We start from the raw sequence: 17,280 nt of genomic DNA on the forward strand, positions 1-17,280 counted from the left end.
CCAGAGGAGATATTTACTCCTGAACCGGTACCAGATGTTTCGTTTAATATTTGTGCATATGAAAATTATTTTAATAACATCATAAAAACAAGCACAACTTTTTGTTTTGCGTGTGTATTTATGTTTCTTATGTTATGTTTATCAATAAGTTACTAAATTAAAAATTGATTTTTAAGATATTTTTAACAAAAAAAATGTTCATTTAAAAACACTCAATATTCTAAACTGAGATAACTTCAAAATATGAATGATAAAATCGACCCGATTTTTTTAAAAAAAATTATTATTGGGAATACATCCTTTATAATTATCTATATTTGGAAACTGTGAAACGAACTAACTACATCATTTCTTGGGCACTTTTTGGCATTACATTTTTAGTTTATGCTTTATGCTCATCAGGAACAACAACATTTTGGGATAGTCCAGAATTTATAGCATCAAATTATAAATTACAAATCACTCATCCAGCTGGGGCACCTTTCTATACATTGATTTGTAATAGTATCATGGGGTTATTTTTCTTTTTGAAACCGGCACTTGTATCGAATTTAATTTCTTCGCTGTTCGGTGCATTAACAGTTCCTTTAATTTATAAAATTACGTTTCATTTTAGTGAAGGATTATTACAAAACCAAAACAGTAAAATTTCTTTGGTCACTGGGCTTGTTTCTTCATTGTCCTTTGCCTTTTGTAATAGCTTTTGGACCGCCTCAACAGAAACTGAAGTGTATACTTTTTCATTCTTCCTGCTAACGTTAATTGTTTGGATTGGTTTTAAATGGGAGGAAACAAAAGACGCAAGAACAGAAATAACCTATATCTTATTAATTTTTCTTTTACTAGGAATATCAGTTGGTGTTCATTTAATTAATATTGCTGTTATTATACCGCTCGCATTAATTTTTACGCACAAGAAATATGGTTTTTCAATAAAACATATTTTCACCGCTATTTTTGTTGGTATATTTTTATTTTTCTTTTTATTGAACTTTGTATTTCAGGGAATTATAAAATTATGTTCAGCTATTGATTTTTGGACTGTAAATTCTTTAGATTTTAATGTAAATCAAGGAGCTTTATTTACTTTAATTACTATTTTAGTTTTATTGATAACAGCAATCTTTGTCACGTTTAAAAATGAAAAAAGAGTTTTGCACTACTTAACTTTAAGTGTATGCATGTTTATAATTGGCTGTAGTAGTTTTTTGTTTCCTATCATCAGATCTCAAGTAAACACTCCTCTATCCAATACTACAAAAACAGCAAGTGAATTACTGAATTACATTCAAGCGAAACAATTTGGAGTAGATAAAATTCCTTTAGTAAGAGGGACATCTTTTAATGCTCCATTAGATGCAAGAGAACCTTATACTACAGGAAAAATTCAATATAAATACTTGACTTCCCAAAAGAAATATGTGGCTATTAATGATCCAAGATTTGAAGTTCCTAATTACGATCGTCGTTTTAATATGTTTTTTCCTAGACTATTTCATAAAAACTCTATTAATCAAAATGCTTATAAAACTTGGACAACCATTAAAGGAAAACCAATTAAAACCAATTTCAATAACCAAGATATAACTATTTCAAAACCGACATTCTCGGAAAATGTGGCTTTCTTTTATAATTATCAAGTAAATTGGTTATATCTAAGATATTTATATCATAACTTCATTGGTAAACAAAACGACCTAAAAGCAACTGGAGCCATAAAAAATGGAAATTGGATATCAGGATTTAACTTCTTTGATAAATCATTAATTGGAGACACGAAATACATTCCAAAATATTATAACAACAAAAACAGTAGAAATACCTTCTATTTCTTGCCTTTTTTAATGGGAATTTGGGGACTTTTTCTTCTTAGAAAAAACAAATTATTCTTTAGTGTCTCCTTATTATTATTTCTAACATTTGGTATCGGAATAACTTTATATGTTAATCCTGTTCCTCAAAGTTTACTTATTCGTGAACGAGATTATATTTTCGCTGCTTCCTTCATTTTCTTTTCTATATGGATTGGTATTTCGGTTATAGGGATATTCAAATCATTAAAATTTATAAAAAAAGAATCCACAAGATTAATAATTACAGCTGTAGTTACTTTTTTAGCTTCTCCTCTTCAATTGTTTGCTAAAGGCCTGGATAATCAGAATAGAAAACATGATACTTTTGCATATCAATTAGCAAAAACATACTTAGACTCTTGTCCAGAAAAAACTATTCTCATAACCAATGCAGATAACCTAACATTTCCTTTGTGGTATTTACAAGAAGTAAAAAATTATAGAACGGATATACGAGTAATTAATTATGACCAATTAGTTTTAGATTGGTATGTTGAGAAATTGAAGTATAAGATGAATGAATCTGAGCCAGTAAAGACTACTTTATCGGAAAAATTTATATCTCAACCTTTTTCGACGGATATTGCTTATAATAAAATAACAAATCAATATTTCAATATTAAAAGTATTGCTTCTTTCTATGATAATCCTCAGAATAGAATAAAGTATCAAGATAAAGAATTAAACTTTTTCCCTACAGAAAATTTAATATTACCTATACGAAATGTTCCTTATTTCAGTCTTGAAAAAAAATTATTAAATCGAAACTTGAATCAAATGGATACATTGCGCTGGCAATATAAAAAGCCAGGATACAGAAAAAATGATATTGCTTTATTAGATATTATTGCAAGCAATGTAGATTCAAGACCAATTTGTTTTACAGAAATGGGAAACAACAAACATACCGTTGGTTTAAATTCTTATTTGGTAGAAAAAGGATTAGTCAATCAATTGATCCCAGTTTCAACATTGAAGGACGAAAATCCTAAAATTGTAAATACAAAAAGTACCTACGAAACTTTAATTCAGAAAACGAATTTCTTAAAACTAAACGATTACGAAACCAAAGTAACTGACGAAGCTATAAGTCTTTCTAAAATTATTTTAAGAAGAAAATACTACTTTTTAGCTCAGGCACTAATTGAAGAAAAAAAGTACAATAAAGCTTTAAGGGTATTAGAGTTTGCCGAGAATCAATTTCCAAATGAAAATATTCCTTACGGAGAGTTTGCATTTGCATTAGGGAAATTATATTATCGTTTGAACAAAGTTGAAAACGGATCTTCAATATGTAAAACGGCTATTAATAACATTGAACAGGAAATCAAATGGATGACTTCCTTTAATACTCCAAATCCTATTATTAACGTTAGACATGCTAATTATCTATTTCAAATATATAGTCAAATGATCAATCAAATGCAACCATTAGATAAAGCATATTTCGAAGAAAAATCAATCGACTTAAAGGCTATTCAAAAGCTTTTAAATCGATGGAAAAAGAAAAATTGGCCCTATTAATTATTGTTTATGTTCTTTTACTCAACAGAAGTTACCTCATCTCAAATTTCGTCTGATAGCCCATTATTTCAAAGAACTAAAAAGGCCTATGAATTAGTTAAAGATAAAATTCACGGTAATATTTTAGAAATTGGACCAGGTGAAGGTTACGGTTTAGAAATTTTATCACAAACTCAAAAAGAACTAAATATATCTGCTGTAGATAAATCTAAATATGCTATTCAAAGACTAAAGAATAAATTCCCTAACGCGAATGTAATTCAACAGAGAGTTCCACCGCTTTCAAAAATAGCGTCTGATAGTCAAGATTTTGTCATTGCTTTTCAAGTTATTGAACATATTAAAAACGATACTTACTTCTTAAAAGAAATTCATCGAGTTTTAAAACCTAATGGAACGTTATTCCTAACAACTCCAAATGCAAATCGTTCTGTTAGTAGAAATCCATGGCATTACAAAGAATATACTTTTGAAGAATTATTGCAACTAAATAATAGAATTTTTCAAGAATCTAAAGTTAAAGGAATTACAGGTTCAGAAGTTGCTATGAATTATTATGAAAAAAATAAAAAATCGGTTGCTAAAATTTTAAAATGGGACATTTTTAAAATAGAAAAACATGCACCTAGATTTATTTTAAAACTACCATATGAACTGTTAAACAGATTCAATAGAACTAACTTACTTAAAAAGCATTCTGAAATTATAACCAACATTGATGAAAATAGCTATTTTCTTACTGAAGAATGCGATGAAAACACATTAGATTTCTTCTGTGAACTGAAAAAATAGAGAACACAATATAATTTCAACTTAAAACAAAAAAAGCGCTCTAACTAGAACGCTTTATAACTTGTATCTTTTAAACTACTAACTTATTTTAAGTTGGCCAAGCTTGCCTTTAATGTTTCAATTTTAGCTACCGCATCAGCTTCTTTTTTACGTTCATTGGCTACAACTTGATCTGGTGCATTATTTACAAAACGCTCATTAGCTAATTTCTTTTGAACTGATTTTAAGAATCCTTCTGTATAGTTTAACTCTTCTGTAATTTTCTTTATTTCTTCTTCTACATCAATACTATCAACTGAAATAGGAATAAAATATTCATTTGATTTTACTCTAAATGAAGCTCCATCAATTTTCTCCTCAACATAAGAAATCTCAGAAGCGTTTACTAACTTCTTGATTACTTCATCATATTCTGTTGTAACAGACTCGTTATTTATAACTGACAATTCGATACTTTCTTTAAAAGCAATATTTTTGTCTTTACGAATTGTTCTAATACCTGAAACAACTTCAGTCGCAAAATCAAAATCTGAAATTAACTTATCGTCATATTTTGTTAATTCAGGATACTTAGCAACGATTAGTGCCTCCTCTACCGACCTATCAGAAATAGAATGCCAAATCTCTTCTGTAATAAATGGCATGAATGGATGTAATATTCTTAAGTTATCTTCAAAAATTGCAATAACCTCGTCATATGTTTTCTTATCTATTGGCTGTTGATAAGCTGGCTTTATTATTTCTAATAACCAACCACAAAAATCATTAATAATCAATTTATACATTGTCATTAAAGAATCACTCAACCTATACTTACTATAGTTATCTTCGATACTTTCTAACGCTTTCTGGAATTTAGCTTTATACCAATCAATTGCTAATTTACTATGCTTTGGTTGTTCTATATCTTCTGAAACCTCCCAAAGTGTAGTTAAATAAAACGCACTCCAAATTTTATTACTTAATCCTTTTCCTTGCTGACATAAAGCTTCATCGAATAACAAATCATTACCTGCAGCTGAACTTAATAATAATCCAACGCGAACACCATCAGCACCAAACTCTTCAATTAATTTTAATGCATCAGGCGAGTTCCCTAATTGTTTACTCATTTTACGACGTTGCTTATCACGAACTAATCCTGTTAAATAAACATTCTCAAACGGACGTGCATCTTTGTATTCATAGCCAGCAATAATCATACGAGCCACCCAGAAAAATAAAATATCTGGACCGGTAACTAGATCATTTGTTGGATAATAATATTTAATTTCTTTGTTTTCAGGGTTTCTTATCCCATCAAATACAGACATTGGCCATAACCAAGAAGAAAACCAAGTATCTAAAACATCAGGATCTTGTTTTAAATCTTCAGCTGTAATTTCATAATCATTAGTTTTTTTCCAAGCTAACTTTACAGCTTCTTCTTTCGTCTCTGCAACCACAAAGTCTTCTTTACCATCACCATAGTAAAATGCAGGAATTTGTTGTCCCCACCATAATTGACGAGAAATATTCCAATCGCGGATATTTTCCATCCAGTGACGATAGGTATTTTCGAATTTTCGAGGATACAACTTAACATCTCTACCTTCTCCAAAAACAGATTCTAAAGCTGGTTTTGCTAAATCTTCCATTTTTAAAAACCATTGGTCTGATAATCTTGGTTCGATGACAGCTTTTGTTCTCTCAGAAGTCCCAACTTTGTTTGTATGTTGCTCATTTTTAACTAAGTATCCTTTTTCTTCTAACTCCTTCGAAATTTCTTTACGAACTACAAAACGGTCTTTGCCTTGATAATGTAAACCGAACGAATTTAAAGAAGCATCTTCATTAAAAATATCAATTACTTCTAATGCATGCTTATCTCCTAAAACCTTATCATTTTCATCGTGAGCAGGAGTTACTTTTAAACATCCCGTACCAAACTCTAGATCTACATAGTCGTCTTCAATAATAGGAATTTCACGATTACATAAAGGAACAATGGCTTTCTTTCCTTTTAAATGAGTATATCTCTCATCCTTTGGGTTAATACAAATCGCTGTATCGCCTAAAATAGTTTCTGGACGAGTAGTTGCAATTGTTACTTTCTCATCAGATCCAACGATATCATATTGTAAGTAGTATAAATTACCTTGACGCTCTTCATAAATAACTTCTTCGTCAGAAAGAGTTGTTTTAGCTTCAGGATCCCAATTTACCATCCTGTATCCACGATAAATTAAACCTTTGTTGTATAAATCAACAAAAACTTTAATAACCGCTTCACTCATATCATCATCCATTGTAAACTTTGTACGCTCCCAATCACAAGAAGCACCTAATTTCTTAAGCTGTTCTAAAATAATTCCCCCGTACTTATCTTTCCAATCAAAAGCATGTTTTAAGAATTCTTCTCTTGTAAGGTCATTCTTATTTATTCCTTCTTCCTTTAATTTTGCCACTACCTTTGCTTCAGTTGCAATCGACGCGTGGTCAGTACCTGGTACCCAACAAGCGTTTTTACCGAGTAAACGAGCTCTACGGATTAAGACATCCTGTATTGTATTATTCAACATATGTCCCATGTGTAAAACACCTGTGACATTTGGTGGTGGAATTACAATCGTATAAGGTTCTCTTTCATCTACTTCTGAATGAAAATAGTTGTTTTTCATCCAATATTCGTACCATTTGCTTTCTACTTCGTTTGCATTGTATTTCGATGGAATACCCATTTGGTGTACTTAAAATTTTAATTATTTACTAAGTTTAGCCGTATTCAACAATATTGAGTATGGCATCATTTTTGAATAATGATGGACAAAAATACAACTATCTATGATGTGATAAAATTAGTAGTTGATTTTTTATAACTAAAAATTTATATTAGATTTGTAATATTAGAGGAAATCCCTAAAACAATTATCAGAATTATGAAAACAATTTTATCATTCATCGTAATTTGCTTTGTAACTTTAGCGGTAAACGCACAGGAATTTAAGTTTAAAAGTGAGTTAATTAATTATGGAAAAATTACTCAAGGATCAGAAGGAAAAAGAGTTTTTGAGTTTACAAACGTAGGAGATGCTCCATTAATTATAAGCGAAATTAAATCAACTTGCGGTTGTACAGTACCTAGTAAGCCAGAAAAGCCAATTATGCCAGGAGAGAAAGGACAAATTGAAGTTTCTTATGATACTAAGAGGTTAGGTGGTTTTTCTAAAGCGATCACAATTTACTCGAATGCCAAGCAAGAAAGAAAAATGTTAAAGATTAAAGGATTTATTACGAAAGGTGCAGACGCTAAAGGAAAGTCTTAATATATATCACTTCTCGAAAAATAAAAAAGAGCTTAACAGCTCTTTTTTTTTATCTTAAATTCTCTTCTTCAATCTAAATCTGTATTTATACCTCTGCCCTGCCCGTTCTATCTCTAAAGTAATTCTTTTTTCTGGCCTTTCTTGGAACAAACCATTTATTTGGCTTAAGGTATACGTATAAGCGGGATTCCCATTAATCCTTTTTATTACATCATCTTTTTCTAATCCAACAAGATATGCAGGAGAACCTTCTAAAACATTACTGACTTTATAAGCTGGTTTAAATCGATAAAAATAACTAGTAACAAATGAAATGGTTTTATTATCAGAAACCTCACCACTTCCTAAACCGTCCATTGAGATTGAATTTTGTTTTTCTTTCACTAGCTCCTGTCCATCATAAATAACTGATAAGCCACTCATATTGTAATAAAACCCTCTTTTTAACGAACCACTCTTTTTAAAAATCACACGTCTTCCTCCATAGTCAAGCCAAACTTTAAATCTTTTTAAAATATTTCCTCCAATACTTCCATTTCTTAGCCTAAACTGCCTTGCATTTGCCGTTGAAGTCGTATCAAGAAAAGATACAGTTGGATTTTCAATTTTAAATCTTCCCAATTTAAAAGAAGGTATTTTACTTCTATTTCCATAAATCGTTCCACTTAAACCTTCACCTAAAATATCTCTAAAATACTTTTTAGGTGTTAGAATATCGTTATGAGTTCCTTCAAAAAACCACAATGCATCACTCCCACCAGAATCTATTAATAGCTTTGTTGGAATTTTTCTATTCCCTAAAGTATCTAACTGAGCGTAAGTATTGATATAAGGTTTATTTCTGTAAAACTCTAACCTAAATTCTTCACACCTACGACACTTTTTTAGATCATATTTTTTCGGGTTATAAAAGGTTAAATATCTGTTTGCATAATCTATCTTAACAATTACATTCTTCAATAGGTCAAATCCAATAATACCATGAATTGTCATGCCCATTTTCGCAGATATATTGAAATTATCTCGTAAAATTACATAGAGGTCTTCATTCGGGTTAACTAAATCATTAATTCTAAATCTATTATTTCGGGAAAGTAATGCATCTACAGGATCTCCGCTTCCTAATCCTTTTAATTGAATTTTTTCAACATCATTAAGACCTAAACTATCATTTTTACTTAGGTTGAAAAGAATAGTTTTGTTTACTCCTGTGTCTAGAATAAAATTTAGCTCTTTGTCATTAATTTTTAAAGGAATAATAATGAGATTATTAATCAGCGTGAATTTCACTTTTTGCTTTATATCTTTACTTCCATAAAACTGAAACTTCGACTGTGATTGACTCTTAAAAATAACAAGAATAAAAAATAGTGATAGTAATGATTTTCTCAAATTCTGTTTTTTACACTTAAACAATATACAACCTTATTGTAGAACTCACTTTTTTTTAAGATAGTTTTAACCATTTCTTTAAATGTTAGGTTAGTTTTTGTGAGTAAAACTAATCTCAAATGAATATAATTTCGGAAATTTGCGAACTAAACAAACAAAAAAACAAAGGAATGCCTGCAATTTCAAAAAAAGGTAATTTAATGCCTCAATCACCAATACGTAAATTGGTTCCTTTCGCAGAAAATGCAAAGAAAAATGGAGTTAAAGTTTTTCACTTAAATATAGGACAACCTGATATAAAAACACCTCAAGTTGCTCTAGACGCAGTTAAGAACAATAACATTGAAGTATTGTCTTATGCTCGTTCTGAAGGATCTGAAGTTTACAGAGAAAAACTTTCGAACTACTATGCAAAAAACAATATCAATGTAACGGCTCATGATATTATCGCTACCACAGGTGGTTCTGAAGCATTATTATTTACTATAGGAAGTATTACTGATCCAGAAGATGAAATCATAATACCTGAACCGTTTTATGCGAATTATAATGGGTTTTCAATTGCTTCAGGTGTAAAAGTTGTACCTGTTATTTCTTCAATAGATGACAACTTTGCATTACCTAAAATTGAAGATTTCGAAAAATTAATTACACCTAAAACGAAAGCTATATTAATTTGTAACCCAGGAAATCCAACAGGATATTTATATAGCAAAGAAGAAATTGAAAAATTAAAACAAATTGTTTTAAAACACGACTTATTCTTAATTGCTGACGAAGTTTATCGTGAATTTGCCTATGACGGTGAAGAACATCATTCTGTAATGAAGGAAGAAGGTTTAGAGCAAAATGCAATTATGATTGATTCTGTTTCTAAGCGATACAGTATGTGTGGTGCTAGAATTGGATGTATTGTTTCTAAAAACAAAGAATTCATTCAAACTGCCATTAAATTTGCTCAAGCACGTTTAAGTCCACCGACCTATGCTTTATTAGCTAGTGAAGCTGCTTTAGATACTCCACAAAGTTATTTTGATGATGTAATTGGGGAATATGTTGAGAGAAGAAATACATTAATCTCCGAATTAAAAAAAATAAGCGGTGTAAAAGTAGCTAATCCAAAAGGTGCATTTTATTGCGTTGCTGAATTACCAGTAGAAGATTCTGATGATTTTGCACAATGGATTTTAGAAAAATTCCATGACAACAATGAAACTGTTATGGTTGCTCCCGCAAGTGGATTTTATTCTACGAAAGGAGAAGGAAAAAATCAAGTTCGTATTGCGTACGTTTTAAACGAAAAAGATTTAAAACGTTCGGTTGAAATTTTGAAATTAGCTTTAGAGCAATACAACCAATAAATTGAATATTCAGGAAAATATATCATTAAAGAAATATAATACGTTTGGCGTTAATGTAAATGCCAAGCGTTTTATTTCTGTAGATTCAGTATACAAATTGCAACAACTTTTAAAAGATGAAAAGGATTTATTCCTTTTATCTGGAGGAAGTAATATGCTGCTAACAAAAAATATAGAAAAGTTAGTTGTTCATTTAAACATCAAAGGAATTTCAATTGACAAAGAAGATGACAATTTTGTTTATTTAACTGTTAACGCAGGAGAAAATTGGCACGAATTTGTATTATGGTCTATTGAACAAGGATACGGAGGAATTGAGAACTTATCTTTAATTCCTGGAAATGTAGGTACTTGTCCTATTCAAAATATTGGAGCTTATGGTGTCGAAGTTAAAGATACTATCACTAAAGTTGAAGCTATTGAAATTGAAACGAATAAACTAGTATCATTTTCGAATGAAGATTGTGCTTTTGGCTACAGAAACTCGGTTTTTAAAAATGATGCCAAAGGAAAATATATAATTACATCTGTAGGATTTCAATTATCTAAATCAAAACATAAACTGAATACTTCTTACGGAGCTATCGAGAAAGAATTGAGTAAAAGAAATATTCAAAACCCTTCACTTAAAGATATCTCAGATGCTGTCATTGCAATAAGACAGTCGAAACTTCCCGACCCAAATGAAATTGGAAATAGTGGAAGTTTCTTTAAAAATCCAATAATTTCTATTGAGCTTTTTCATGAACTTAAGAGTAAATACCCAACTCTTCCAAGTTATCCAGTATCTGATAGTGAAGTAAAGATTCCTGCAGGTTGGCTCATAGAACAATCGGGGTTTAAAGGTAAACGTTTCGGTGAATATGGTGTTCATGAGAAACAAGCACTTGTTCTGGTAAATTATGGCAATGCCAATGGTGAAGAAATTTATCAACTTGCTCAACACATACAAAATACTGTTAAAGAGAATTTTAAAATTGGTTTAGAAATTGAAGTTAATATTATCCGTTAATCTTCTTTTTTCATTAAGGCAAAATAAAGAAATAAGCGATGAACTTCGAGTTCAACAGTTCGATTATAAACTTTTATTTTACATCTACAGAAAATAAGCATTTGCAACTTTAGATTCTGCAAATTTTAATCAACGAAATTGAAATTTCTAACGATTACATTCGGCTTCTCTTTATGACCTGTAATTAACACTCCATTTACTAGATTTTATCTTTTTTAATAGCGAATTCCCTTTAAATAGAAACTAATTTTATGTTAGACTTTAAATGTATGAGATAATCGTTAGATATTTTTTATGATAACAATGCTTCCTTTAATAAAGCGTTATGTTTTTTCTGATACTATATAAGTATGATTAAGAACTACAATAAAAATCGAATACATAAATTCTTTCCTCGTGATTCTTAATATTGACCTCAACTTCATTTTGATGACTAAAACTAAAATCTACATTCTTTTGAATATTGTTATGATCTTAATTATAATCAGATAACCATTGCGGAGTAAATTAAATAGTGATTAAAAAAGATAGTATGTTAGACTTATAAATTTGTTTCTGATACGATATTTTAATGTAAGAGAAAATAATCTACTACACGAATGAAAAAGCATCTTCACTTTTCATTAAGAAGTATTTCATAATGTACTGTAAGAACAATTTCCATTAATGAATCTAAAAAGGTCGATTCTTTAAATCCTTTCGTCAAATATATGATTCAAATGATAATAATGTGTAGCTCCTAAGGTTTATTAAAAATTGTTTTACAGCTAATGGTTTGGGCTTACGCACTTCTTGCAAAGACTAGTTAATTTACTGATAAAGCTATCCGAACAAAGCTATTTTTCAATTTATTTGTTACTTCACTTGGATTCTATAGAGTGCTCTGAAAAATATTTTTTGCATGATGTTGAAGAATACTATGAATAATTTCATTTTATAAATTTCATAACCTGACTGAATATTTATGTAAAATGAATAATTAAAAGTCACACATTTAAAAAAATTAGTTTCATTATCTTTGCACCATTAAATATGTATTCATGAAATTAGTTTTATTAACAGTAGGTTTATTAGCTTTAGCTTTTGCAGGGATAGCAATTAAAATTTGGGCAAAAAAAGATGGTGAATTTGCTGGAACATGCGCAAGTCAAAATCCAATGTTAAATAAATCAGGTGATGCATGTGGATTTTGCGGTAAAACCCCAGATCAATTTGATACATGTTCAGAACCTCAACATAAATAAAAGATCATCCAAATAAAAGACAAAACTTTACACAATATTAAAAAGGCTAAAGAAGGTCACCAAATGTCTTTCAACTTTCTTTTAGATGCCTACTGGTCTATTGTATATGGTTATCAACTGAAAAAAGTTGCTAATGAAAATGATGCTGAAGACATCACTATTCAAACATTTGCAAAGGCTTTTAATAAGCTACATACATTTAATGAAGATTATCAATTTAGTACATGGCTAATTGCAATTTCTAAAAATATACATCAAGATATACTTAGAAAGAAGAAACCTTCATTCATTCTCAAATCCTCTAAAGTTGACGATGAGGCTCATAAAGTAATAGATGATTCACCTTCCCCAGAAGATGAAATTATTACTGAACAAAATTTAGCTAAATTACTCCGAGATATTAAACAATTAAAACCAAAATATCAGGAAGTAATTAATTTGAGGTTCTTTCAAGAATTGAGTTACAAGGAAATTTCTGAACAACTTGACGAACCAATGAATAATATTAAAGTTAAATTATTAAGAGCTAAAAAACTACTTGCTGAGATTATTGAGAAAAACAAATCATGAAAAAAAATATTTTTATCTCTTTAGGACCAGGATTGTTATTTGCTGGCGCTGCAATTGGAGTTTCTCATTTAGTACAGTCAACTAGAGCTGGTGCGGAATATGGATTAGGTTTGGTTTGGGCTTTAATTTTAGTTCATTTTTTTAAATATCCCTTTTTTAAATTCGGACCAAAATATGCTTCTGTAACAGGAGAAACCTTACTTGATGGATATAAAAAACTTGGTAAAGGATACCTAGCACTATACTTTATTGTGAACTTAGCAACTATGTTTACTATCCAAGCGGCGGTCACTATTGTAACGGCAAGTTTAGCAGCTCAACTTTTTGGTATAACAAATGATTTAGTTTACTGGTCAACAATCATCTTATTCATTAGTTTTATGATTTTATCCTTGGGAAAATATCAGTTTTTGGATAAACTTATGAAATATATTATCCTTTTTCTTACCATAAGTACAATCCTCGCTGTATCGATTGCTATTGGTAAAAACGAAATGACTTTACCTTTTGAGCAAATTTTACCAAAAAACGCAGTTGGGATAAGCTTTCTAATTGCATTTTTAGGTTGGATGCCGGCTCCTCTAGATATATCAATTTGGCATTCGCTATGGTCAATAGAAAAACAAAAAAATACTGCAGAAAAAGTAAGTGTCAAAAAATCAATTTTTGATTTCAATATAGGTTATTTTGGAACGATGTTTTTAGGTTTATGCTTCATTATACTTGGAGCAACGGTAATGTTTTCAACAAATGAAAAATTTGCTACTAATGGAGGTCAATTCGCCATTCAATTAATAAATCTATATACAGAAAATTTAGGCAATTTTGCAAAACCTTTAATTGCAGTTGCGGCATTTACAACCATGTTTAGCACAACAATCACAACACTTGACGCTTCACCAAGAGCTATGGAAAAAGCCTATCAACTATTATTTGAAACTAAAAAACTAAATTATTGGTTTTGGAGTATTATTTTAATCAGCGGTACTCTAACCATTTTAATACTTTTATTGAACAGTATGTTAATGCTAGTTAAGGTTGCTACCATATTTTCATTTTTAACAGCTCCCATTTACGCGATTCTAAATTATAAACTAATAACAAGTAAATTCACTCCTAAAGAACATCATCCTAAACCAATAATTAAATACTTAAGCTTCGCAGGTATACTCTTCTTAATTGGTTTTAGCATTTGGTACTTAACCATTTAACAAACACAAAAAACAATCTATCAAAACTTAGACAAATATTATTGGAAAAAAGCAAAAAAAAGAAGAAAAAAAATTAAATTAGCACGCTTTTTGGTGCATACCACGGAGTATAATAAAATCCCAATATTACTAATGCAAACACAAAGATTTTTCTTAAGGTTGGTATGTGTATTTTCTTTTACACTTTTTTCTTTCCAAAATTCGTTCTCGCAAGTTGAGAAAATTCAAACCGCTATTTCAGACACTTCGGTTAAGTTTCAAGGAAAACTTCAACAAGAAGCTGGAAAATTTAGATACGATTATCATGACGTTTATCAAGAAAATTCTTTAGCTAAAGATTTACAAGCTAGTGGATATCATGGTGGTGGACCTTCTTGGCTTGGTATCATTTATGGTGCTTTTAAACTTTGCGACAACAACTTAATTGATAACGTAGAAATGAAAGTTGAGGTAACAGGAGTTACATTTTGGAGTGCTAGCAAAGAGGATCTTGAAAAAATCGGGAGAGTTGTTGCATCTATTAAAGGTGACGACGCTATATTACAACTTGCAATTGATAAAGCCACAGAATTAGGAATCATGCAATAAAATAAAACATTCTTCGTAAATTTGTCTTTTCAAATTAATAGTGAATGTCAGAAAAGATTCTAATTCCTACAGAAACTAAAATTATAAAAGGCGCGAGCACCGAAAGAGTTAAAAAACCTAAATGGCTGCGTGTTAAATTACCTGTTGGTAAAAAATATACAGAACTTCGTGGTTTAGTAGATAAGTACAAGTTAAATACAATTTGTACCAGTGGTAGTTGTCCTAACATGGGAGAATGTTGGGGAGAGGGTACTGCTACGTTCATGATTTTGGGTAATATTTGTACTCGCTCCTGTGGATTTTGCGGTGTTAAAACTGGAAGACCTGAAACAGTTGAATGGGATGAACCTGAAAAGGTCGCTCGTTCGATTAAAATAATGAAAATTAAACATGCTGTAATTACTTCAGTAGATAGGGATGACCTTAAAGATGGGGGCTCTATAATCTGGGCAGAAACAGTAGAAGCTATTCGTAGAGCAAATCCTAATACAACTTTAGAAACTCTAATTCCAGATTTTCAAGGAAGCACAAAACTTATCGATAGAATTATAGAAGTACATCCAGAAGTAGTTTCTCATAATATGGAAACTGTAAAAAGACTTACTCGAGAGGTACGAATTCAAGCGAAATATGATAGAAGTTTAGGTGTTTTAAAATACTTAAAAGATAATGGGATGAGAACTAAATCTGGTATTATGCTTGGTTTAGGTGAAACAGAAGATGAAGTAATTCAAACTATGAAAGATTTGAGAAAAGTTGGCTTAGACATTATTACCATTGGTCAATATTTACAACCAACAAAAAAACATTTACCAGTAAAAGAATTTATTACACCAGATCAATTTAAAAAGTATGAAACTCTTGGTAAAGAAATGGGATTCATGTATGTAGAAAGCGGTGCTTTAGTAAGATCTTCTTACAAAGCTCATAAGCATGCAAGCTAACATTCTATTATTAATTTCTTAACAAAGACAACTTCAAAAGTTAAAAAAGTGTAAATTATCAAATAAAAATCAGTTTATATTGCTTTTATTATTAATTTTGGCATGTAAATTGAGATCAAGCAATTGTTAACAATAATTATTGTTTTCATTGTGTAAATTATTTGAATTAGTTGATTAACGAAAAGCCACCTTATTTAGGTGGCTTTTTGGTTTTATGTTATTTTTTTAATTAAAGTCTGATTGTGAAGATTCCACAAATTAAAAGAGCTAAAAAAAATAAAGAAATAAAATAAAATACTCTTCTAAAACTGTTGGTTATTTGCTTTCTATAAAATTCAGTTGTTTTTAAAATAATATTTGCAATAATTACAAGTATAACTACTGGAAGAGTAAATATCAACAAAACAAATAGTATCCCAATTAAACTCTCTGGACTTCCACAAAATAGTTGGAACATGGATTCTAATCTATTCTAAGTAACCCATTTTTTTCATCCAATCGTCGTTGAACATTTTTCCCACATAGCGGCTTCCGTGATCGTGGAATAAAACAACAACAACATCATCTTCATTGAAATGTTCTTTTAACTGTAAGAGTCCTTTCATTGCTGCTCCCGCTGAATTACCAAGAAACATTCCCTCTTTCTTTGCTAATAATTGAGTATAAACAGCAGCGTCTTTATCTGTTACTTTTGTAAATCCATCAATAATACTAAAATCAACATTTTTTGGTAAAATATCCTCACCTATACCTTCTGTTACATATGGATAAATTTCATTCTCATCAAAAATTCCAGTTTCGTGATATTTTTTGAAGACAGATCCATAGGTATCAATTCCCCAAACTTTTACATTTGGATTTTTTTCTTTTAAATACTTTCCAACTCCTGAAATTGTTCCTCCTGTTCCAACTCCAACAACAAAATGAGTAATTTTACCCTCGGTTTGCTCCCAAATTTCTGGACCTGTACTTTCGTAATGGCCTTTTGCATTACTCGGATTATCATACTGATTTACGTACCATGCATTTTCTGTTTCTTCTGCTAATCTTTTAGAAACCGAATAATAACTTCTAGGATCGTCTGGCTCAACATTTGTAGGACAAACAACAACCTCTGCTCCTACTGCCTTAAGAATATCTATTTTCTCTTTACTCTGCTTATCTGCCATTACAAAAACACATTTGTAACCTTTTACAATTGCCGCCAAAGCTAATCCCATTCCTGTATTTCCTGAGGTTCCTTCAATAATAGTTCCTCCTGGTTTTAATCTCCCATCGACTTCAGCATCCTCAATCATTTTTAGCGCCATTCTATCTTTTACAGAATTTCCTGGATTAAAAGTTTCATACTTAGCTAAAACTAAACATGGCAACTCTTCTGCTAATTTATTTACCTGCACTAACGGTGTATTACCGATAGTTTCAAGAATATTCTTTGCGTAATTCATTTTCTTTGATTTGTTGTGCAAATATATAAGTTTGGA

At 30.2% G+C, this 17,280-nt stretch carries 13 protein-coding genes; 10 read left to right on the forward strand and 3 right to left on the reverse strand.

Features of this window, described 5'->3' with window-relative positions; translation table 11 throughout:
* Positions 1-326 precede the first annotated feature (326 nt).
* Positions 327-3,377 carry a glycosyltransferase family 117 protein gene (locus BTO06_RS09035; protein ID WP_157811790.1) on the forward strand — a complete coding sequence of 1,017 codons (3,051 nt, stop codon included), beginning with the start codon at positions 327-329 and terminating at the stop codon, positions 3,375-3,377.
* Between the two features lie 9 nt (positions 3,378-3,386).
* Positions 3,387-4,169 (forward strand): class I SAM-dependent methyltransferase, encoded by a 783-nt coding sequence (locus tag BTO06_RS09040; protein WP_100924992.1) that lies wholly within the window; start codon positions 3,387-3,389, stop codon positions 4,167-4,169.
* An 83-nt stretch (positions 4,170-4,252) separates the two neighbouring features.
* On the opposite strand, the gene BTO06_RS09045 is transcribed toward BTO06_RS09040, so the two are convergent.
* Positions 4,253-6,889 carry a valine--tRNA ligase gene (locus BTO06_RS09045; protein WP_100924993.1) on the reverse strand — a complete coding sequence of 879 codons (2,637 nt, stop codon included), beginning with the start codon at positions 6,887-6,889 and terminating at the stop codon, positions 4,253-4,255.
* A gap of 198 nt (positions 6,890-7,087) precedes the next feature.
* On the opposite strand from BTO06_RS09045, the gene BTO06_RS09050 reads away from it, so the two are divergent.
* Complete coding sequence (locus tag BTO06_RS09050; RefSeq protein WP_100924994.1) at positions 7,088-7,474, forward strand: DUF1573 domain-containing protein; 387 nt, start codon at positions 7,088-7,090, stop codon at positions 7,472-7,474.
* Positions 7,475-7,528: 54 nt separating this feature from the next.
* On the opposite strand, the gene BTO06_RS09055 is transcribed toward BTO06_RS09050, so the two are convergent.
* The gene (locus BTO06_RS09055) at positions 7,529-8,866 is read right to left on the reverse strand and encodes a retropepsin-like aspartic protease (protein WP_100924995.1); all 1,338 of its coding nucleotides are present in this window, start codon (positions 8,864-8,866) and stop codon (positions 7,529-7,531) included.
* Between the two features lie 170 nt (positions 8,867-9,036).
* On the opposite strand from BTO06_RS09055, the gene BTO06_RS09060 reads away from it, so the two are divergent.
* From BTO06_RS09060 to lipA, 7 genes are all read left to right on the forward strand, one after another.
* The gene (locus tag BTO06_RS09060; RefSeq protein ID WP_100926760.1) at positions 9,037-10,227 is read left to right on the forward strand and encodes a pyridoxal phosphate-dependent aminotransferase; all 1,191 of its coding nucleotides are present in this window, start codon (positions 9,037-9,039) and stop codon (positions 10,225-10,227) included.
* 1 nt (position 10,228) lies between these two features.
* Positions 10,229-11,239: a UDP-N-acetylmuramate dehydrogenase gene (gene murB, locus BTO06_RS09065; protein WP_100924996.1), complete on the forward strand. Its 1,011-nt coding sequence runs from the start codon at positions 10,229-10,231 to the stop codon at positions 11,237-11,239.
* Positions 11,240-12,279: 1,040 nt separating this feature from the next.
* Positions 12,280-12,483, forward strand: a complete 204-nt coding sequence (locus BTO06_RS09070) for a membrane or secreted protein (protein WP_100924997.1) — start codon at positions 12,280-12,282, stop codon at positions 12,481-12,483.
* A gap of 63 nt (positions 12,484-12,546) precedes the next feature.
* Complete coding sequence (locus BTO06_RS09075; protein WP_100924998.1) at positions 12,547-13,053, forward strand: RNA polymerase sigma factor; 507 nt, start codon at positions 12,547-12,549, stop codon at positions 13,051-13,053.
* Positions 13,050-14,264, forward strand: a complete 1,215-nt coding sequence (locus BTO06_RS09080) for an Nramp family divalent metal transporter (RefSeq protein WP_100924999.1) — start codon at positions 13,050-13,052, stop codon at positions 14,262-14,264. The genes BTO06_RS09075 and BTO06_RS09080 overlap by 4 nt, the downstream gene beginning before the upstream one ends.
* Before the next feature lie 132 nt (positions 14,265-14,396).
* The gene (locus BTO06_RS09085) at positions 14,397-14,852 is read left to right on the forward strand and encodes a hypothetical protein (protein WP_157811791.1); all 456 of its coding nucleotides are present in this window, start codon (positions 14,397-14,399) and stop codon (positions 14,850-14,852) included.
* Between the two features lie 44 nt (positions 14,853-14,896).
* Positions 14,897-15,796, forward strand: a complete 900-nt coding sequence (gene lipA, locus BTO06_RS09090; RefSeq protein WP_232731435.1) for a lipoyl synthase — start codon at positions 14,897-14,899, stop codon at positions 15,794-15,796.
* Between the two features lie 467 nt (positions 15,797-16,263).
* Here the strand turns inward: lipA and BTO06_RS09095 are convergent, their stop codons facing one another.
* Entirely contained in the window at positions 16,264-17,244 is a 981-nt protein-coding gene (locus BTO06_RS09095) for a PLP-dependent cysteine synthase family protein (protein ID WP_100925001.1), read from the reverse strand.
* Positions 17,245-17,280: the final 36 nt, after the last annotated feature.

It is taken from the genome of Tenacibaculum sp. SZ-18 (assembly GCF_002813915.1).
Classification (GTDB): Bacteria; Bacteroidota; Bacteroidia; order Flavobacteriales; family Flavobacteriaceae; genus Polaribacter.